General features: G+C 60.0%; 19 protein-coding genes. 4 read left to right on the plus strand and 15 right to left on the minus strand.

What is annotated here, in order from left to right; genetic code table 11:
• Nucleotides 1–63: 63 nt before the first annotated feature.
• From QFZ57_RS21135 to QFZ57_RS21170, 8 genes are all read right to left on the minus strand, one after another.
• Nucleotides 64–1,242, minus strand: coding sequence for a sugar ABC transporter substrate-binding protein (locus QFZ57_RS21135; RefSeq protein ID WP_306901872.1), 1,179 nt, complete (start codon nucleotides 1,240–1,242; stop codon nucleotides 64–66).
• Nucleotides 1,243–1,322: 80 nt separating this feature from the next.
• Nucleotides 1,323–2,267 carry an ABC transporter permease gene (locus QFZ57_RS21140; protein WP_306901874.1) on the minus strand — a complete coding sequence of 315 codons (945 nt, stop codon included), beginning with the start codon at nucleotides 2,265–2,267 and terminating at the stop codon, nucleotides 1,323–1,325.
• Between the two features lie 84 nt (nucleotides 2,268–2,351).
• A complete protein-coding gene (locus QFZ57_RS21145) occupies nucleotides 2,352–3,281 on the minus strand; it encodes a polysaccharide deacetylase family protein (protein ID WP_306901875.1) in 930 nt (309 codons plus the stop codon).
• A gap of 108 nt (nucleotides 3,282–3,389) precedes the next feature.
• A complete protein-coding gene (locus tag QFZ57_RS21150; RefSeq protein ID WP_306901876.1) occupies nucleotides 3,390–3,935 on the minus strand; it encodes a MaoC family dehydratase in 546 nt (181 codons plus the stop codon).
• Entirely contained in the window at nucleotides 3,913–5,562 is a 1,650-nt protein-coding gene (locus QFZ57_RS21155; RefSeq protein ID WP_306901877.1) for an amidase, read from the minus strand. Before QFZ57_RS21155 ends, QFZ57_RS21150 begins: the two co-directional genes overlap by 23 nt.
• Nucleotides 5,563–5,598: 36 nt before the next feature.
• A complete protein-coding gene (locus QFZ57_RS21160; RefSeq protein WP_306901879.1) occupies nucleotides 5,599–6,840 on the minus strand; it encodes a CaiB/BaiF CoA transferase family protein in 1,242 nt (413 codons plus the stop codon).
• Nucleotides 6,837–7,712, minus strand: a complete 876-nt coding sequence (locus QFZ57_RS21165; protein ID WP_306901880.1) for an HpcH/HpaI aldolase/citrate lyase family protein — start codon at nucleotides 7,710–7,712, stop codon at nucleotides 6,837–6,839. Before QFZ57_RS21165 ends, QFZ57_RS21160 begins: the two co-directional genes overlap by 4 nt.
• Nucleotides 7,713–7,745: 33 nt before the next feature.
• Nucleotides 7,746–8,480, minus strand: a complete 735-nt coding sequence (locus QFZ57_RS21170) for a GntR family transcriptional regulator (protein ID WP_306901881.1) — start codon at nucleotides 8,478–8,480, stop codon at nucleotides 7,746–7,748.
• A 141-nt stretch (nucleotides 8,481–8,621) separates the two neighbouring features.
• Here QFZ57_RS21170 and QFZ57_RS21175 point away from each other — a divergent pair, with 141 nt between their 5' ends.
• Nucleotides 8,622–9,869 (plus strand): CoA transferase, encoded by a 1,248-nt coding sequence (locus tag QFZ57_RS21175; RefSeq protein WP_306901882.1) that lies wholly within the window; start codon nucleotides 8,622–8,624, stop codon nucleotides 9,867–9,869.
• Nucleotides 9,870–9,890: 21 nt separating this feature from the next.
• A complete protein-coding gene (locus QFZ57_RS21180; protein WP_306901883.1) occupies nucleotides 9,891–11,078 on the plus strand; it encodes an MFS transporter in 1,188 nt (395 codons plus the stop codon).
• 373 nt (nucleotides 11,079–11,451) lie between these two features.
• Here the strand turns inward: QFZ57_RS21180 and QFZ57_RS21185 are convergent, their stop codons facing one another.
• The 7 genes from QFZ57_RS21185 to QFZ57_RS21215 all read right to left on the minus strand — a co-directional run bounded on the left by QFZ57_RS21185 (nucleotide 11,452) and on the right by QFZ57_RS21215 (nucleotide 16,957).
• Nucleotides 11,452–11,577, minus strand: a complete 126-nt coding sequence (locus QFZ57_RS21185) for a hypothetical protein (protein ID WP_306901884.1) — start codon at nucleotides 11,575–11,577, stop codon at nucleotides 11,452–11,454.
• Nucleotides 11,578–11,619: 42 nt separating this feature from the next.
• Nucleotides 11,620–12,594, minus strand: coding sequence for an NAD-dependent epimerase/dehydratase family protein (locus QFZ57_RS21190; RefSeq protein WP_306901885.1), 975 nt, complete (start codon nucleotides 12,592–12,594; stop codon nucleotides 11,620–11,622).
• Nucleotides 12,595–12,614: 20 nt separating this feature from the next.
• Nucleotides 12,615–13,028 (minus strand): nuclear transport factor 2 family protein, encoded by a 414-nt coding sequence (locus QFZ57_RS21195; protein ID WP_306901886.1) that lies wholly within the window; start codon nucleotides 13,026–13,028, stop codon nucleotides 12,615–12,617.
• A 151-nt stretch (nucleotides 13,029–13,179) separates the two neighbouring features.
• Complete coding sequence (locus tag QFZ57_RS21200) at nucleotides 13,180–14,076, minus strand: SDR family NAD(P)-dependent oxidoreductase (protein WP_306901887.1); 897 nt, start codon at nucleotides 14,074–14,076, stop codon at nucleotides 13,180–13,182.
• 10 nt (nucleotides 14,077–14,086) lie between these two features.
• Nucleotides 14,087–14,851: an amino acid ABC transporter ATP-binding protein gene (locus QFZ57_RS21205; RefSeq protein ID WP_306901888.1), complete on the minus strand. Its 765-nt coding sequence runs from the start codon at nucleotides 14,849–14,851 to the stop codon at nucleotides 14,087–14,089.
• Nucleotides 14,852–14,853: 2 nt separating this feature from the next.
• Nucleotides 14,854–15,888 carry an amino acid ABC transporter permease gene (locus QFZ57_RS21210; RefSeq protein ID WP_306901889.1) on the minus strand — a complete coding sequence of 345 codons (1,035 nt, stop codon included), beginning with the start codon at nucleotides 15,886–15,888 and terminating at the stop codon, nucleotides 14,854–14,856.
• Between the two features lie 142 nt (nucleotides 15,889–16,030).
• A complete protein-coding gene (locus QFZ57_RS21215; RefSeq protein WP_306901890.1) occupies nucleotides 16,031–16,957 on the minus strand; it encodes an ABC transporter substrate-binding protein in 927 nt (308 codons plus the stop codon).
• Between the two features lie 640 nt (nucleotides 16,958–17,597).
• Here QFZ57_RS21215 and QFZ57_RS21220 point away from each other — a divergent pair.
• Both QFZ57_RS21220 and QFZ57_RS21225 read left to right on the plus strand, forming a co-directional pair.
• Nucleotides 17,598–18,626 carry a zinc-binding dehydrogenase gene (locus tag QFZ57_RS21220; RefSeq protein ID WP_306901862.1) on the plus strand — a complete coding sequence of 343 codons (1,029 nt, stop codon included), beginning with the start codon at nucleotides 17,598–17,600 and terminating at the stop codon, nucleotides 18,624–18,626.
• A 107-nt stretch (nucleotides 18,627–18,733) separates the two neighbouring features.
• Nucleotides 18,734–19,399 (plus strand): TetR/AcrR family transcriptional regulator, encoded by a 666-nt coding sequence (locus QFZ57_RS21225; protein WP_306901891.1) that lies wholly within the window; start codon nucleotides 18,734–18,736, stop codon nucleotides 19,397–19,399.
• Nucleotides 19,400–20,083: the final 684 nt, after the last annotated feature.

Here is a 20,083-nt window from a genome sequence, read left to right on the forward strand (position 1 = left end):
ATTCTCCATTTAGAGGGAAGGCTGTCGGAGGGGAGGAGCGTTTACGGGCGCCCTCCCCTTAGGTCATCCGACGCGCCAGAGCTTCTTGTATTCGTTCTTGTATGAGGAGTCGCCGAACCATTCCCCGGAAAGCTCGGCTTCGCGCGTCAACTGCAGCTTGTCGACGTTCTGTGTCGTGAAAACCCGGACGGGGACGAGCTGGTCGTCAAGGGGCTGCTGACCGGTCATCAGGCGAAGGGCCTGGTCTGCGTACGCCCATCCTTCGTATGCCTGGCTGCTGCCCACGTCCACGGACACAGCTCCGCCGGAGGCCATCTTTTTCATCGGATCAAGGTTGGAGTTGAAAGTGGCTACTTTCACCTTGCCCGTTGCACCGGCGGCCTGGATGCCAGGGACAACGTACGTGCTCATGCCGTCGTAGATCGGAATAACGTAATTGATGGATGGGTCTGCTGCGAGCTGTGACTGGACCGTGCTCTGCAGGCGTGTAGCCCAGTCGGCAAACGAAACGTCGACAACTTTCACCTTGCAGGTGGTCGGGCACTTGGCCGTAAGCTCAGCCTTGTAGCCCTTGCCGACCACATCAGGCACGTTGCCTGATTCGGGCGACTGGATGATCAAAACATTGGCCTTGCCACCCGAATCGGCGACGATCCAGTCCGACACCAAACGGCCAGCCAGGCTGTAGGGGAAGCTGACCCGTGCATCTGCGGCAGGGGGCACCGTTCCTGGATCACCGTTGTTGCCATCGATGATCTTAACCCCTGCTGCGCGGGCCTTGTCGAGGGAGGCCTGAACACTGGAAGTTGTGAACGAGTCGATGATGATGGCGCCAGCCTGGCGTCCGACGGCGTCGTCGATGCAGGTGGCCCACTGACCGGGGTTGCCTTTACCATCACAAACGTCGAAATCGACGCCCACGCTGGCGAACGCTTCCTTCATCTGGTTGCTGATAGGCGCGAAAAATGGGATGGAGTTGTCAACGGGAATGTAGACGACGCGTTTGCCCTTGGCTGCGGAGGCGTCAAACGCCGCGCCGGGGCTCTGCCAAGTGAAGGGTTGGGAATACTGATCGAGTTGCTTCTGCGCACCTGCCAGGTCAACATCGGCTGCGGCGGCGGAGGCCGGTCCGTTGGCGGCCGAATCAGTTGTTGCGTCGCCGGAGCTGCAGGCTGCCAGAGCAAGCAGCGACGCCGCGGCAAGACTGGCAAAGGCCGCACGAAGCGGAACTTTTGAGGTCATGGGGAACTCCAAATGCTATTTGAATGGGGGGTGTTGTGGGGAAATGTGATGTGAATATGCGTGGGCCTGTCGGCGGCCGGTCAGGGACGCCGGATTCTCTTTCGAACGATCGTGGACAGGGTGACGGCAACAATCAGCGCGCCCCCGTAGAAGGCGTCCTGGACCCATCCGGTAAGTCCGAGGAGGTTCAGCCCCGTGACGCCGGTGATTAGGAAGTAGATGGCAATGATGCATCCCCATGGGTTGAAGCGTCCGGGATTGACGACAGTGGTGCCCAGGAAGGCTGCGGCGAAGGTCGGCAGCAGGTAGGACGTTGCGGAGCTGGCCTGGAAGGCGCCCAGTTGGCCGGCCAGCAGGATTCCTGCAAGCGTGGACATGAGTGAGGAGCCCACGAAGGCCATGGACCTCAACCGTTCGACCCTGACACCGGTGAGCCGTGCCATGTCGGGATTTTCCCCGACAAAGCGGATTCGGCGCCCCAAGGGGCGGAAGGCAAGGACGTACCATAGGGCCGCTGCGAGCACGATCCCGTACCAGAACGACAATGGAAGCCCGATAAACCGGTCGTTGACCGCTTTGGACATCACCCGGTCGATGCCCGTCTGAATGATCGAGTCGCTGAGCCAGTTGGCCAGACCCAGCAGAAGTGTTCCCATTCCGAGCGTTGCAACGATTGCGTTAACACCGACCTTGACGACCAGGAGGGCGTTTACCCAACCAATGGCCAGTCCGACGATGAGTGTGATCACTAGAGCAACAGGCAAAGGGAGCCCGTATTTGTCGCCGTTTAGGACGACCATCAGGGTTGCACCCATACCCATGGTGTTGGCGACGCTCAAGTCAAAGTCTCCAACGGCCAAGGGCATCAACAGTGCCAAAGTCAGGACGACAAGTACTGATTGCGTTCCGAAAATGGTGTAGAAGGTGATCGGCTGCAAGAACTTGTCGGGCACGGCTACCGCCAGGGCAAGTGCGAGAAGAACCCATATGAGAACCAGCGCGTAGCGGTTCAGGCCCGCTGACATGCCGCTCCATCTGGGTCGGGAATGACCTGCGAGGGTCGGATCAGCCGTGGTTTGCTCTACTGCTGTCATTGTCTTTTGTCCTGCTTATCGGGTGAACTGGTCGTGATTTGCCCACCAGTGGTCTGCAATATCGATGCGTCGCGCAATCCAGGCGTCGCCCTTGTTTTGGACGTAGTCGATGAAGTCACGCAGCGCGGCGGTGCGACCGGCCTGGCCGATCCAGCGCGGGTGCAGCCCAATGGACATCATCTTGGGGTGGGTCGCGCCTTCGTCCCACAGGTAATCGAAACCTGACTTCAGAAGGTTGAACCATTCATTGGGGCTGCCTGAATTGCCAAGGGCGAACTGGACGTCGTTGTAGACGAGGGAGTAGGGCACGATGAGGTGCTGCTTGCCCTTTACTTCTGTGAAGTAGGGCAGGTCATCGTTGTAGGCGTCGGAGTCGTAGCGGAAGCCACCTTCTTCGACGAGGAGTTCGCGGGTGTTGACGCTTGCTCCATAACGGCAATACCAGCCTTGAGGCCGCTGTCCCGTAGTCTCCTCAATCACTTTGATGGCGGACGCGATGCGGTCGCGTTCCTCTTCACGGTCCAAGAGCCAGTGCTCTTCCCAACGATATCCATGGCTGCACGGTTCGTGTCCGGCTTCCTTGAGCCACTGGGCGACTTCTGGATTGGTTTGGAAGGCTACAGCAGCGGCGTAAAAGGTTGTCTTGACGTCGTAGGAGTCAAAGAGACGCTGCAGGCGCCAGATGCCCGCTCGGCTGCCGTATTCGTAGACCGATTCAGTGCACAGGTCACGGTATTGCGGATCGATATTGTAGGGAAATTCTCCCAAGCCTTCATTACGTCCATCCCCGTGGGCGAAGGAGTATTCGGAGCCTTCCTCCCAGTTCAGGACGAAGCTGACTGCGACACGGGCCCCGTCCGGCCAGAAGACTTTCGGGGTGTTCCGGCCGTAGCCGATCATGTCCCGTCGCGGGCCTGGGACATCATGGATGCGGAATTCTGCCATTTCGAGCCTCTATCTTGGGCTAAGCTGCACGCCGTGGCGGCAGGGGATTTCTGAAGGGATGCCTGCGCGGCCGGCATGATCAGCCGCCCCAGGCGCGTAGTGGAATAGTCAGGCGCTGACGCTGGCCTGCGGACGTCCGGACCAGTTTTTGTCAGGACGTGGAACGGGACGAGCGGGCTGCTCCCCGCCTCTGGTTTCCAAGTAACTCTCTTTGGGGACCATCACTTTGCGTCTAAAGATGCAGACAATCTGGCCATCCTGTTTGTAACCGATGGTCTCAACGTGAACTACACCACGGTCGTTCTTGCTCTTCGATTCCCGCTTATCCAGAACCGTGGTTTCGCCATAGAGGGTGTCTCCATGGAACGTTGGTGCCACGTGGCGAAGGGACTCAATTTCAAGGTTGGCAATGGCTTTGCCTGAGATGTCCGGTACTGACATGCCGAGAAGCAGCGAGTAAACGTAGTTGCCCACTACTACGTTCTGGCCGAAGTCGGTTGTCTCCCCGGCGTAGTGCGCATTGATGTGTAACGGGTGATGGTTCATGGTGAGCAGGCAAAACAAGTGGTCGTCGTACTCAGTGATTGTCTTGCCTGGCCAGTGGGCGTAGGTCTCGCCGACTGTGAACTCCTCATAACTGCGGCCGAACTGCATGTGCCTCTCCTTTCTCTGATTTCGAACGTTTGTTGTCGGCATTTGGGGCCGGGTTTGCTGCGCCCGTCCGGGACCCTCCACCGGTATCCATGGCCTTGCGATGACTTTCCAAGGCGTTGGCTGCGCCGAGGAGTATCCGCTCCTGCATTGGGGCAGCACCGAGCTGGATGCCTATTCCTGCACCGTGGCTGTCAGAGCCCCAAGGAAGCGAAACCGCAGGGAACCCGGTGAGGTTGTACGGTACGGCCAAGCGGGTCATGGCAGATTGAACCGGCACTTCGTGCTTCCCGAGCCTGACGCTTGCGGCGTCATGTGCCGGCGCGGTAACAGCAACTGTTGGCCAAATGAGCACGTGACAGTCGTCGAGCGCGCCGCTCATTTGCTGACGCATCCAAGCCCGTATGTGCTGTGCGCGGACGTAATCCGAAGCAAGCCTGAAGGCACCAAGCTCAAGGCGTAGTCGGACATCAGAAGGAAGTTCCTCCGGCCGTTGGGAAATGAGCTCATAGTTTGAAGCGAAAGCCTCCGAAGAGATCGTGACGAGTTGGGCCGCTGCTGCGTACTCCAATGACGGCAGGTCAACGGACACGCATGTTCCACCCAGATCCCGCACCGCTGCGATGGCTTGATCCATGGCCTGCCGCACCTCATGAGCCAGGTCGTCCAAAACGAACTGGCGGGGGATGCCGACGACCACGCCCTTCAGTGACGTCCAAGCCGTTTCGGAGGCTTTGAACGGTTCAGTAGACAGCACCTCCAAGGCCGCTGCAGCTTCCCGCACAGTCCGGGTAATCGGGCCGACGTGGTCAAGGCTCGGCGCCAGCGGGTAGGTGTCGTGGCTTGGAATACGGCCCTGAGTTGGTTTCAGGCCCACGACACCGCACAGGGCGGCCGGGACGCGGATTGATCCTCCGGTGTCCGTTCCCAAGGCCAAATCCACAATTCCGGCGGCAACGGCCGCTGCTGAGCCGCCGCTGGATCCACCGGCCAGACGGCCGGCCGCACGCGGATTTCCGACGCGGCCGGCGTCGCTGCTGGTGCTCAAAGCGCCATAGGCAAGAGCGTGCAGGTTCGTCATCCCTATCAGGAGCCCGCCTGCCTCGCGCAGTCGGTTGACCGCAACAGCATCTTCCTTGCTTGGAGACCGTCGAAGCGCGCGTGTGCCGCCGGTAGTGGCGTAACCCTTGACCACAGTGAGGTCCTTCACTGCAAACGTCCAACCCGCCAATGGCAGTTGCTCTCCTCGGTTTAGGCGGCCTTCCACGTCTATCGCCGCAGTCCGCGCCTGGTCTGGAAGCAACGACGTGAAAGCGTTGAGTTCTTTCTGCCTTTCTGCCTCCCTCAGGCTCATTTCAACCTTTTCTCGGAGGGCTCCGGGTGCGTGTTCCTGAACGCTGGAGAGGTGTTCTTCGGTCCGTGGATGGATAACGGGCGGAGGGCCTGAGACCTCGGACACGGCCGAAATCTCAGGCAACGGGGCCTTGGCCAGTTGTGCAAGCAGCCTGGACTCCTGTGCGAGAGCCTCCCGCCATAACGGCAAACGTCCCTCACTTTTTAGTCCCAAGGCCGACGAAACGCTGCGGAGCGCTTCGTCCGTCCAGACCGAAGGGGTAGTTTCCGTTGACATGTCGTCCTCCATCGCCTGCATCACTGACCCGCATCCTCAAATGATGTTGCCGGTTTTGAGGTGCTCGACTTCCGTGTTTGAAAGGCCCAGCAGGGACTTGTACACGTAGTCGTTGTCAGCCCCCACAGCCCGTCCGAGGTGGAACACCTCTCCGGGTGTTTCGGAAAGCCGCGCAACGGGGGCCTGGACCGTCAGTGGCTTTTCCAGTTCATCGTCCTTGACCGAAACAAACGTTTTACGGGCGATAAAGTGGGGGTCTGCCATGATTTGCGCGGCATCGTAAACCGGCCCGGCGGCGACGCCAGCGGCTTCGAATGCCCCCAACACGGTCTCCAAATCGCGCTCCAATACCCAGGAGGCCACGAGATTATCCACCGTGTCACGGTTGGCCAGACGCCGGACCGGGTCCGCGAACTCCGGGTCCTCCTTCAGTTCAGGACGCCCGATGGCATCGTAGACACGAAGCGCAATCGTCTGGGCACTGCCGGACAGGGCGATCCAGCGCCCGTCCCGCGTCTGGTAGGTGTTGCGTGGCACGGAGATGTTCCACTTGTTGCCTACGCGGGTCTGGATCTCTCCCAGCTGGTCGAAGACCATAGTTGCCTGTTCAACGAAACGCGCCAAGGGCTCTACGAGGCTGAGATCGATCAGCTGACCTTTACCGGTTAGTTCGCGCGCCCTGATGGCGGCAAGGATGGCGAAAGCGCCATTGACGCCGGCAACGCAGTCGGCCAGCATGAATCCCGGCAGCGTGGGAGGCCCATCGGCTTCCCCGGTGACGAAGGCAAACCCGCTCATGGCCTCACCGATTGTGCCGAACCCCGGCCGATCGCTCAGGGGGCCGCCTGCACCATATCCGGTGACGTGCATGACAATCAGTTGGTCATTGACCGCGTGGAGTTCTTCCCACCCGATCCCCCACTTCTTGAGCGTCGAGGGCCGGGTGTTGAGGATGACGACATCAGCCTGAGAGGCGAGCTTCCTGAAGAGTTCCTGCCCTTCCGGATCCCGGAGGTTCAAGGAGGCAGTGCGTTTGTTCCTGCCGAGGCTTTTCGACATGAGGTTGACGTCGTCTTTACGCGCACCCCATTGCCGGATCGGGTCGCCGCTGCCGGGTTGTTCAACCTTAATGACTTCGGCGCCGTATTCCGCCAGGTATGTGGCAGCCAGGGGGCCGGCGACGAGCGTAGCCGCGTCGATGACGCGTATGCCCGAAAGCGCCCCTGGGCGGGCCGCGCCTTCGTTGGGTGTCAGTGTCTGTGAGGTTGTCGTCTTCACTGTTCTTGCGCTGCCTTGATGATGTTCTGGGCGCGGTAGACAATCGGGTAGTCCACGAGCCTGCCATCGACCATGAGGGCTGCGACGCCCCGGTTCTCGCCCTCGGCGAAAGCATGCACGATGTTTTCCGCCTGGGCGACCTCCTCGGGAGAGGGCGCAAAGCCCTGGTGGGACAGTTTGACCTGGGTGGGGTGAATCAGCATTTTGCCCCGGTAACCCAGGGTTCGTGCCTGACGGCACTGCGCCAGGAAAGCCTCGGGGCTCTTGATACCGAGGAACGGACCGTCAAGGGGAGGCGTAATGCCGGCGACCCGGCTGGCGTTGACGAGAGAGCTCCGAGCGTACAGCAGCTCCTGGGCGTCGGGAGTGTGGTCGATCATGTTGATTCCGACGTCGAGCATGTAGTCCACGAAGCCGAAGATACCTGCTTCGACCCGGTGGGAGGCGCTAAAAATGTCGACGGCGCGGTGGACACCCATCCCGGTTTCAATAAGAGGCAGGATCTTGATGCTTCCTTGGTCGATGCCTGCCTGCGCCTCGGCCTTGGTCAGGGCTTCGTCGACCGCCGCTACTGACTCGGGGTCGTCAGTCTTGGGCAAGACAATCCCGTTGAGGTTCGGGTGGACGACCGCGGCAACGTCGTCGAGCGTCCGGTCGGTGCCCATGCTGTTGACGCGGACATACACGTTGTTGGTCGCAAACAACTCGGATGATACGAGGTCGTAGGCGACTTCCCGAGCGTAGGTCTTCTGGTCGTCGCTGACCGCGTCCTCGAGGTCGATGGCTGCGGCGTCAGCACCGTATTTGGGGATCTTTCGAACCTTCTCTGGTTCGGTTGCCGGGCAGAAGAGAAGGGACCTGAGTACAGTCACAGTGCGGCCTTTCTAGGTCGGCCGCAGGACTATCTACGGCCTTCGAGTAAGTTGGTCTGCCAGTCCGTAGCGTTCGCAGATAGCGCGCAGCGGCCCGGTTGGTTCGTAATCGGGTGCGATTGAGTAAATCTGGTTGGTGATCGATGACAGGATGTGTCCTGCCATCGCTTTTTCAGTTCCTTCGGCGTCCCGTGCCAGCCACAGACGCGCGATGTCCTGGTGTTCTTCGGATGAGAGCAGTACGTGCTGCTCATCTCTCCCGTAGCTGAAGCGGTAGCGGGAAAACTTCTCCCATACGCTCACTGTCAGTTTCGTCAGTTCGGTGGCAGGCCATTCTGGTCCCGCCCCATAAATTTCGAGATGGTAGTCGGTGTTCAGCTGTTGGAAATCGGTGGGGTGGAGATACACATCTTTCGAGTGTCGTTCCAGCACCAGGGTCCTGAGCCGGTTGGCTGCTTCTTCACTGTGGGTGGCGGCCGCGATACGGGCGGCCACCGGTTCGAGAGCCAGCCGTGCCGTCCCCAATGCGGCGACTTCCTCCACAGAGACGCCGGCTACAACAATCCCTTGTCGGGCGTGGCTTTCAAACCACCCCTCGGCTTGCAAGCGCCTCAGCGCTTCCCTCAGAGGAGTCCGGCTAACGCCCAGCCTGCTGGCTACGTCCTCCTGACGGACGCGGCTGCCAGGTTCGAGCTGCCCTGTCATCACCTCCAGACGCAATGCGTCGGCGATGCGATCTACAAGAGTTCTAGTGTCAAGGCTGCTCACTCCTTCAGTATAGCGGTATAGTGTTTTTTGGATCCATTATCCGAAATCAGATTACGTGAGGGTCGCCACATCCGCAAGCCCCTCGAAATTGTCTTCACTTCAGGCCAAATTTCCTGGCCTTGAAAACACGAAAGGTGCAACATGGTCGCCAAGATTTCGGACGTCAGGGACAAGACTCCTGCCGCCAATGCAACAGTCCCAGGGGTGGGCCCCTTGGCGGGAGTGGAAATAGCAGAGTTTTCCGCGTTCGTCGCTGCACCGCTGGCCGGAATGACACTGGCGCAACTCGGCGCAAGTGTCACCCGGATAGATCCGCCCGGTGGCGGACCCGATCAGTTCCGGATGCCAGTGGACGATGATGGACGCAGTCTGTACTGGGCAGGGTTGAACAAGGGCAAGCAAAGCGTCGAGCTCAACCTCAAAGATCAGGAAGACCAGCGCGTGGCCCAAGCGCTCGTCGAGAGGGCCGGCATCGTTCTCACCAACCTCCCTGACAGGGGATGGTTGGCATGGTCCAACCTGAAGCGGATGCGGGAGGACTTGATCTGCATTCGTCTCGTCGGGCAACCGGACGGTGCCCCGGCAGTTGACTTCACTGTCAATCCCTCCAGTGGTTTTCCCTGCGCAACAGGCCCCTCAGACGAGCCCATAAATCATGTGCTTCCAGCCTGGGATGTGGCCGCGGGCCTTTACTTGTGCACTGGTCTTTTGGCAGCCCTTCAGCACCGCGAACGCACTGGCGAAGGACAAGAAGTCCGCTTGTCGTTGACGGACGTGATGTTGGCAACGGTTGCCAACCTGGGCTACGTGGCCGACGTCCAAATCAACGGCCACGTGCGCCCTCCCCTGGGCAACGAAATATACGGGACCTTTGGCAAGGATTTCGTAACTGCCGATGACCGTAGAGTCATGGTGGCGGCACTAACCGATAGGCAATGGAAGTCACTCACAGCAGCTACAGGCCTCGAGCATGAACTGACGCTCGCCGGGCAGGCGATGGGCCAAGAGGTCGCACATGACCGCGGGCGATGGCACTCGCGCCGCGCGCTTGAGGCCGTGTTGGAACCTTGGTTCGCCGCCAGGCCATTGATCGGCATCGTCCAAGCATTCAGGGAGAACGGGGTCCTTTTTGGTGTTTACCAGGACTTCGGACAATTGGTTGGAGAAGACCCCTGGTGCTCTGAAGACAATCCGATATTTGCCCGTGTTCAGCATCCCGGCACGGGGTCCTATCTAACACCCTCCTCGCCATTGGCCTTTTCGGTGAGCCCTGGGTCCCCGCCCCTGCCCGCCCCTAGGTTGGGCCAGGACACTGCCCGGATCCGCGAGCTTGCCCGTGAGCAGGAAATGTCTGCCGACGGACCCGCACTACGACCGCACGAGGCTTAGCATGCTAGCCGACCATGCACGGTGGCCACCCAGGGTCACCAACTGGGGCAGGCGTTGAAAGGCCGCTCGGCCACTTGGTTATTGGCTGCAATTGGCATAACGGTTCTGTCCAATCTGCCCATTTACCTAGTTGGAGCCCTTGCGACCGATATAGGACGTGAGGTGAGCTTCCCAGCCGCCGCCGTGAGCGTGGCCGTAGCCGGCTTCTGGGTTTCATCGGCAGCGACTTCACTGACTGTGTCTGCTTTCACGCGCATTGCTTCGGCCGGGAGAATGCCCATCTTCAGCATGGCCCTTGCCGCCACCTCCTTGGCCGGTATCGGCATGTCAGCGGGGCATTGGCAATGGATTGCAGCTTGGGCGGTTCTGGGGGGCGCGGCCAATGGTCTCGGCCACCCGGCGACCAACGCGATCATCGCTAGGGGACTGCCAGGGTCACGGATCGGAATGGGATTGGGGGCGAAACAGGCGGCCATACCCGCCGCTGGCATGATCGCCGGCCTTTCCCTGCCCATCCTCGAGCCTCTGACCGGGTGGAGGGGCGCCTTTATGCTCGCGGCCACCATTGCTGGGCTGTTCCTTATGCTTCTACTCATCAAACTGCCACAGGAGACGGCGGCACGTGAACGCGCAGCCGAAGCATCACTGACTCTTGAATTGCGCAGGCACTTTGTCGTGGTGGCCTTGGCAGCGTTCTTTGCTGCAACCGCGGCTAACACGTTGCCCGTATTTGCAGTCGTGGGAGCCAATGAGCGCGGCATCGCCACGGACAGCGCTGGCCTGCTCTTGGGTGCTGGCAGCATCCTTGCAGGGCTGACCCGGATATTCCTCGGAATCGCAGCGGACCGTGGCATAGGAGGTGGACTTGGCACCATGGGTCTAACGCTCGGCGCAGCGGTCATCGGGCTCTTGTTGATGGCAGTCCCCGGTACCTTGCCGTACGTCTTGGGGTTTTTGCTGGCCGTAGGTATCGGTTGGGGGTGGTCCGGGCTCTCACACTTGGTCGTTGCCCGAGCAGCCAAGGAAGCCACGGCTGCCGGAACGGGCATCGTTCAAGTTGGCGCTTTCGCCGGCAACGCTGTAGGCCCTCTTGTCGTCGGGACCATAATGACAGGTTTCGGTCAGCAGGTGGCTTGGCTTGCACTGGCTGGCATTGGATTATGCGCTGTCCTCGCCACAATCATCGCTCCTGCTACAAGGCCCGGGTAAATTACCGGGCGCGCTGAAGGTTGGCGTGGGGAGGGGTTCGAATGTGTTGACGTGTGAACCCCACTATGCACACTTTTCGACTGACTGCTCGATCCAAAAGCGTGGGGACACGAGTGCTGCCAGGTCCGCTTTGTGACCTGCCAGTAGACTGGCGAATCAGGTGGGCGCGCGAGCACACCGCCCAGAACGAGGCAGGCCAGCTCAACGAACCAGGTTCACGAGGGTCTTCAGGGACAAGGCCGCGTGGAGTTTGCGCCCGATAGAGGGCATTGCTCAGGCCAAGCAGGCCGGGAGCTACGAGGCGACTGTGGAAGGAACGGTCGGGTGAACTCCGGGAATGTAGTTGTCGGAGCCGAGCGAAACTCCTATACGGTCATGCGTTCTTCTCCATGGGCCAGGTTGTCCAAAAATCACGGCCGGTCAAAAGCCGAACCTTTTCCTCAAGGCTCAGTTCGGTCAGCATGTCTTTCAGCTGTTGGCCCACAATTGCGGGTTCCATCCACGTCCTTGTCTGTAGCGCAGGAAGGGCTCAAAATCAGGTCTAGGGGCGGTTTATGCGATGCTGGCAAGCCTCTACCCAGTCAGCATATTGTGCGACGCCGGAGTCGATGTCGAACTGCGGACGCCAGCCGGTGTCCGCCTCTAGCCGATCTGTCACCAGCACACCGTGGAGTAACCGCGACTGTGGATCGACCGGGAGTCGCTCAACCGGACGTTCGCCGTAGATCTTCTGGACCGCTGCCGCTATATCGTCGCCCGTAACGGGACGCCCGGCACCAACGTTGTAAGTGCGGTGCGAAAGCTCCTGCGCGAAGAGCAACGCCGATACCGCTGCCGCCACGTCAAATACGTGCGCCCTGTCAGGGATTTCCTGTGCGGGAAGCCGAAGTGGACGCCCCTCGCGTGCTTCCCGCACGAGCAGAGCGGGCAACGATGTGACTGGCCGTGAGCCATTGTCCCGCTCCATCGGCCCATAGGGAGCGCAAAGGCGCGCCGACACCAGATCCAGGCCATGAATCTCTGCGTACCGAAGACAGAGCGCCTCTCCTGCGTATTTCGTTATGTCGTACAGAGAAAACGATTTTCCCCGTGAGATGTCTTCGGTTACCGGTGTCATTTCGTCATGATGGCCGTAAACGGTCTCGCTGGAAATGAAGACGATACGGCCGACTCCCGCTGCGCGAACGGCGTCAAGAGCGTTGACGGTGCCGACAAGATTGACGTCGACGGCCTCCAGGAAGCGGTCCCGTTCGGTATCAAGGGTCAACGGCGTCAGAGCGGCCGCGATAACTGCACGGTCAATGTCCAGCGCGCCAACCGCATCCCGAACCTGAGTACGGTTACGTGTGTCGACGAAAACGAACTTGGCGCCCTGACCCTGATTGGGCAGGAAGTCCCACACGAGTTTGTCTGGTTCGAAAACATCGGCCATGATGACCTCTTCGCCGTCAAGCAGAAGCTGACGAACGATGTTGACTCCGACGAAGCCGGCTGCCCCAAAGACTATGGTTGTCATGCACAAGTCACCTGACCTTTCTACTTCTGGGACTCGTGTCGTGACATCCAGACGACCATCCTAGTAATCCTTCCGTCCGGTCCAATGTCGAAAAAGTTGCAGTTGTACTGCACGGGAACCGGACCATCACCACGGACATCCCAAATAACCTGCTCGGTGCTGACTTTGCTGGAACCCTCGTCGACGACAAGATTTATGATCTCGTGGGTTTCGACTCCACGGGCGAAATAGTCCTCCCAGCCCGGCCGTAGCTCCTCGATGCCGCGGGAAAGCCGGTGATCCAACTCGCCAGGCTGGCCCAGAGTGCGGTGGACGATATTCGGGTCGAAATGCGCAAACACGGCATCGAGGTCCCGAGCGTCGGCAGCAGCGAAATAGCTGTGAGCGACGGCAGCAAGCTGCTCGGCATTGAGCTTCGTTTCTGAGTTCTTCATTAAGACTTTCCACTTCTATTGAGCAATGATGCTGAATTTATTGACATTTCGTAGGCGCGGCAGCGGTGGAACCACCGGATGCTCTTGGTGTGACAAAACGCCTGCTAGCTACTAGCCGATCCGCCCCGGCTAACCTCAATTGGGAGCGGAATCACCAGATGGTCCAACCCCCATCGACGAGCATGTTGTGCCCGGACATGAATGTGCAATCATCGGACGCGAGATATAGCGCAGCCCCGGCGATGTCATCCGGGCGGCCCAGCCGAGGGTATGGAGTGCGGCTGGAGCCCAGCGCGTAGGCGGGCGCCTCCTGGCCGTTTTCCAGGTATTCCGGTCCCCCTTCGTGGGATCCTGTGACGACGAACCCTGGGGCGACGGCATTGACCAAAATTCCCTCGGTTGCGTAGTCCAGGGCGAGTTGGCGCGTCATTTGTGCTACCCCGGCCTTTGAAACGGCATAGCTAAAGTTGCCTGGAGGGGCAACAATTCCATGTTGCGAGGAAAGATTGATGAGCCGCCCACGGACTTCGTTCACCAGGTCTTGCTTGAGGAACTGCCTGATTGTCGCCCGGCAAAGGTAAAACGAGCCGGTCAGATTCACTCCTATCAGCTGTTCCCAGTCCTCGTCAGTGGTGTCGGCGATGGGAAGCCGGTTGAACATGGCGGCGGCATTGACGACGATGTCTACGCGGCCGGTGATGCCTCCAGCATCACCGAGTACAGCATCAACGGCGTCTACATCAGTTACGTCGCACTCGACGAAGTCCGCAGTGCCTCCCGTTGCTCGGATCGCATCAGCCGTGGGCAGGGCGTCCCCAGGCGGAGGAGAGCCCGAGGCCCATATCGGCTGTTCCCGTTGGTCGCTCACTATGACGGTCGCTCCCTCCTGACCGAATCTCAGAGCGATTGCCCGTCCTAGACCGGATGAGCCACCCGAAACAAGTGCGATTTTGCCTTTCAATCTGGCCAAGTCATTTTCCTCCGTGGACCCGGGACTTCTGGGAAGCCATGGTTCGTCATTTTGGTGATCCGTGGTGCGAGCCGGCATCGGTCCGGTGCTAAAGAACCCTGGAAAGGAAGTCCTTTGTGCGTGGGTGCTGAGGCCGGGACAGGACCTCTTTCGGGTTTCCCTGCTCGACGATGCATCCGTTGTCCATGAAAACCAAAGTGTCCGCGACTTCGCGGGCGAAGCCGATTTCGTGCGTGACAACGATCATCGTCAGCCCCTCGTCGGCCAGGTCGCGCATGACGTCGAGAACCTCTCCGACAAGCTCGGGGTCCAGCGCTGATGTTGGCTCATCAAACAACATGACCTTCGGTCGCATGGCAAGGGCACGAGCGATTGCCACCCGCTGCTGCTGTCCGCCGGAAAGCTGCCGCGGATATGCTTTCATCTTGTCTGCCAGGCTCACCCGGACCAGCAGTGGCTCGGCTACGGCGATGGCGTCCTTTCGCGACATCCCGAGGACCTGGCACGGTGCCTCGATGACGTTTTCCAGAACTGTCATGTGAGGGAACAGGTTAAAGGACTGGAATACCATTCCGATGCGGGCGCGCTGCTTGGCCAGTGTCTTCTCCGGAAGTGTTGTGAACTTCGACCCGTTGCGGCGAAACCCTATAAGCTCGCCGTCGACGTGCACGGTTCCGGTGTCAATCGATTCAAGGTGGTTCAGGCTACGGAGGAATGTGCTTTTCCCGGAACCTGACGGGCCGATAATGCACGTCACACCTCCGCGTTGCACCTGCAGACTCACGCCTTTCAGCACCTGCAAGCTGCCGAAGGACTTATGGATATTTGTTGCCTCAAGAAGGACTTCTGACATGCTTACACACCTCTTCCAAGTGCGCCGGCGCGTCGTCCCGCCAGCGAAGTGTTTCGGACCCACGTCGTGAGCCTCTGTGCGGGCGTTGGTGGCAGCGCGCGCTTTGACCCGCGTGAGAAGCGACGCTCGACGTAGTACTGTATGGCGCTCAACACCGTGACCAGTACCAGGTACCAGAGGCTTGCCACCATGAGCAGCGGGATTGTTTCGTAAGACTGTTGATAAATGAGCTGCGCGCTGTAGAGGAGCTCGGCCATCGCGATCACGCTCACCAGCGACGATGACTTCAGCATGCTGATTACTTCATTGCCGAACGGTGGAACGATTACGCGCATGGCCTGCGGAATGACGATGCGACGCAGCATTTTCATGCGAGTCATGCCAAGTGCCGTCGCGGCCTCCTCCTGCCCCTGGTCGACAGATTGGAGGCCTCCGCGAACAATTTCCGCCATGTAGGCTCCCTCGTTCAGCGACAGTGCGAGCGATGCCGCAACGAAGGGCGTTATAAGGGAGTTCGTTGCTCCGCTCCAAAGCGTTAGCCCGGTGAAGGGTATTCCGAGTTCGAGCGTGGGAAACAGGATGGCGAGGTTGTACCAGAAGATGATCTGGACCAAAAGCGGAGTGCCCCGGAAGAACCAGGTGTAGAGCCAGGCTGCGGATGCGAGCACCTTGACCGGAGATTGCCGCATCACGGCGGTGATAACGCCGATTGCTGTCCCCGCGACCATGGCGATGAGTGTCAGCCAGAGGGTCATACCCAAGCCCTGCAGGATGGCTCCCGAGAAGAAGTAGCGGGCAAATACATCCCACTGCATGTTGGGGTTTGTGGCTGCGACATTCACGCCAGCCGCGGCCAATCCCAAAACGGCAATGATGGCCAGCCACCACCCAGGATGCTGCCTGTGCGGCAGACGCACGTCGCTGGCAGCGTCGGTTGGCGTTGATGATTCAGAATCCCGCATCGTTGCTTCCGGGCCTCCCGCAGTTAGCGCAGTAGGCACGTGGGACGAGACAAGGGATGGGTCCGTATTGCTCATGGCATGATTCCTTGGTTTAGCGAGGTAGAGGCCTCGCTCAGTAGAGCTAAGATCAGTTTTCGCTGGGCGCTTGAAGGTCAGTTCCTCCATTCGCGACGGCGCGGGTATCGCTCGGACGAGCCGGTACCCCCGGCATATTCGGCTAAGGGGCAGGGCTGGCGCTGTCAGTCCCGCTCGCACTGGAACCAGTGAACGGATAAATATCTGACTTTTCGATAAGACCAACGTCAAACTGCCACTGCTGAAGGCTCTGCTTCTGCCAGCCGCTGTCCAGCAGATAGTTGACGGCGGTCTGCAGCGCTTCCGCCTCCTGTTGCCAGGATGGCTGGGGCGGGATTGCGATGCCGCAGAGGCTCGGGATGACGTCCGCCGGCAGCGTCCCGGCGAGTTCGAACTTGTCGGGGAACTGCCTAATCACGTATACAAGCGGGCTGGTCCCGCTGAGGACCAGATCGACGCGTGAAGACTGCAAGGCGAGCTGAGTCTGTCCGGTGTCCTGAAACAGGCTGACAGTTATCGGGTTGCCTGCCGCTGCGCACTCCGCTTCAACAGACTGGAGTGCATTCGCCTCTTGGGACCCTGTTACCGACGCTACGGAGTGCCCACAGGCATCCTTCAAGCTATTGATGCTTAGGCCGCTTCCCTTGCGGGCAAGGAACCCGTCGGGAGCATTGGTTGTGGAAACGAAAGCCAATTGCTTCTGACGCGTGGGGTTGATGCCGATGAGGCCCATCGCGAGGTCGTATCGCCCCGACTGAAGCCCTGGAATGATGGTGTCGAACTGAGGAACCTCCAGTTTGACCTTCATGCCGAGGAGGGATCCGAGCTTCTTCGCCAAGTCCACTTCGAAACCCGTCGGTTCTTCCGGACCGGTCTTGATAACGGCGGCGGGGTAGTTCGGCATTGCAATGTTCAGTGTGCCCTTGTCTCGCAGCTCCTGAGGAAGCAGATTGGCGAACTTCCCCTCGTCGGGGCCGCTGGTCGAGCTTGAGGCAGGGGGCAGACTCCCTGCGGACGAACCGCAGGCAGCAAGCATGGCGGAGGCCGCAACCATCACGGTGACGAACAAGAGCCTAGGTCGCCTCTTCATAGTTATTCCCTTCTTTACCTGGCCGGCCATGCGCTTTGGTCTTCATTGACCAACAACGGCCGCTGGAGGCTGTCGCATGATGGACGCTGTGTGAGTGAAGCAAACGGGGCAGCGAATGAACCAGTTGGATCCAATATCCAGAACAGTACGTGAGGTAGCCCACTTGAGCAATTGGATTAGCCCCACCTTTTAGGTGAGAAAACTTGAACCTTATAGGTGGGAAATCCCGCACCGTTGCTCATGCGTCCTGCTTCACGTAACCTTGGTACCACGCGTTTTTGGATCCATTATCCGAAGTTGTTGAACATGCGAGTCCCCGAGTCGGCGGATAGGGCGACATATTGGAGCGAGGTTTGGATGCCGGACTGGAGGTGTAGTGAGGGTTCGAAACGTGTTGACGTGTGAAAGCCCACTATGCAAAACTTTTTGGACTGATCGATCCAAAAATGCGGGATCCACGAAATGCACCCGATCAGGAAGCGCACCCGCGCCGATTCACCCGCAACGGTTCCGGCTCCACGCAGGCACCAAGTTTTCAGGGAGTGGTCCCCTTGCCTAAGGCCACACAGCCAACAAATCTCCCTCACTACCTCGTGGGGACCTGGAAGGAAAACTTGTTATGAAAGCAATGGCATTCACTGAATTCGGTGATCCGGACACACTGCAGATGATGGACCTGCCGGACCCTGTTGCAGGCCCCGGCCAGGCAGTCATCCGCGTAGGCGCCGTTGGCGTGAACCACTTCGACCTGGACATCCGCGCCGGACTGTCCCGCCTCGACCACCCCTCACCCCACATCCTGGGCATGGAATTCGCCGGCGAAATCGTCTCCCTGGGCTCCGACACCGAAGGCTGGAGCGTAGGGGACCATGTCACTCCCCTGTACCAGGTAGCCTGCCGCGAATGCCCGGCCTGCGAAGCGGGCGAGCAGACCCACTGCGTCCGCCTGCAGATGTACGGCGTACAGCGCGCCGGCGGCTACGCCCAGCTGGCACTGGCCAACACCCGCGACCTGGTCCGCCTGCCCGAAGGCACCGAATGGGAAACAGCCGCAGCCGTCCAGCTCACCTACGGCACGGCCTGGCACTGCCTGATCACCCGCGCCAAACTCCAGCCCGGCGAAACGGTCCTCATCTCCGCCGCCGGCAGCGGCGTCGGCACCGCAGGAGTCCAGATCGCCAAAATGACCGGCGCCCGCGTCATCGCAACCGCCGGCTCCGCGGAAAAACTCGAACGCGCCCGCGAGAACGGTGCCGATGAAGTGATCAACTACACCACCGAAAACCTCACCGAACGCGTCATGGAACTGACCAACGGCCGCGGCGTGGACGTCGCCTTCGAACACGTCGGCGGCAAGATCTTCGAGGACACCTTCGCCTCCGTCGCCAAGCAGGGACGCATCACCGTCTGCGGCGGCCACGCCGGCGAAGTCGTCAACCTCGACCTAATCGAACTGTTCCGCACCGAACGCACCATCCTGGGCTGCTGCCGCGCAAGCCACGGCGAACTCCGCAAAGTCCTCGACCTCGTCGCCCAGGGACGCCTGCACCCCATCGTCGGAAACACCCTCCCCCTCGAACAGGCAGCACAAGCCCACCGACTCCTCGATGACCGCGCCGCCTACGGCAAAGTCGTCCTCACCCCCTAACCCCCAGCGCGGCCGGGGCCAGCAGCCCCGGCCGCGCAACACCACGACACCCGTCTGCATCCCGGCGCTCAGGCAGCTCTACCCGAGCCGTAAAGACTCCTGAAGCAGTGAGCACCCTGTGGTATTTTGGATCGATCTGTCCAATGAAGGGAGGTTCAGACATGGTTGCGAAAGGACGTCCTCGTGTCTTCGACGTCGAGGAAGCCGTTGAGGCGGCGATGAACCTCTTTTGGGAGCGCGGTTATGAGGGGGCTTCTCTAGCTGAGCTTAGAGATGTAATGGGATTGTCGTCGGCGAGCTTCTACAACACTTTCGGGTCCAAGGAAGAACTCTTTGAACGGGTTGTTAGCCGCTACGTTGACATGCCGAATAAGGTGACTCAAATCGTTGGTGACACGTCGCTGGACCCGCGAGAAGCCATTGCGCAGTTCCTCCATGGCTCAGTCGATGCGCAAACGGATCCAAACCGGCCCCGTGGCTGCATGTTGGCTCTTAACGGCTCGATCGGTGGAACAGGCCTACCAGAAGCGGCAAAAGAGTCTATCGTCAGCCGACGCGCCGCAGACAGGGCCCGCGTCCGTGGCTGCGTGGAGCGAGCGGTGGCCAGCGCTGTTCTAAAGCCCGACACTGACGTGGAGGCGTTTACCGCAGCCCTGCACGGCTTCGTCCTTGGAATCGCACCCCAGGCCCGTGATGGTTTGGACGCAGCCCAGCTGCACCGGTCCGCCGAAGTCCTGCTCATGGCATGGGACGCAGCAGCAACAAAGAAATAGACACCACGGCTGACAGCTTTTCATGGGCCTGAGCCCCAAAAACATGAAGACGACTGATCCCTGGACACAACTTCAGCCCGCCGATTGGGAAGCCCGCCGTGTCACGGTTTTCGGGACGGGCCGGACAGAAGCAAAAACGGAAAAGTACTGACAGACCATCGCCCCAGCACTCAATGAACACTGGATGGAACACCCCCTTTTTGTTGCCACATACAGTGGGCAACGCCGCCCTGCACGGCTTCTCACCCGCCGCGACCTGCAGCTGGTGAGAAGGGAGACGAGCTTCCATTCGGGGAGTGAGAACAAGAGCAAAGCTGAAGCCTCTCATGAAAAGGCGCCAGAGCGCGGGCGAAGACAAGCGCTCCACCTTCCCCCGCTCTCGATCGCCGCAGCCTTTCCAGCCCGAAAGCGTTGTGGTTGTCCTTGGCGTGATGTATCCAAGTCTCCTCCCACAGCCTGGCGAGGCTAGCGCCCAGGGTGACCCAGTGTCTCTACTTCCTGGCGTGGTCGCGGGCAGGCAAAGCGTGGACGTTGTCTTTAGTGACCCGCTGTCTTCCGGTGGGTTTGACGAGCTTCCCCAGGGCGCGAAGTGTCGAAGGAACTCTACAGTTGATGGCCACGTAGATCGTGCGGAGGCCCGGAAGGCTCTTGCCCGTGATTTGGCTTTGCTTTCGTTAAGAAAAC

The organism is Arthrobacter sp. B1I2 (assembly GCF_030816485.1).
Classification (GTDB): domain Bacteria; phylum Actinomycetota; class Actinomycetes; order Actinomycetales; family Micrococcaceae; genus Arthrobacter.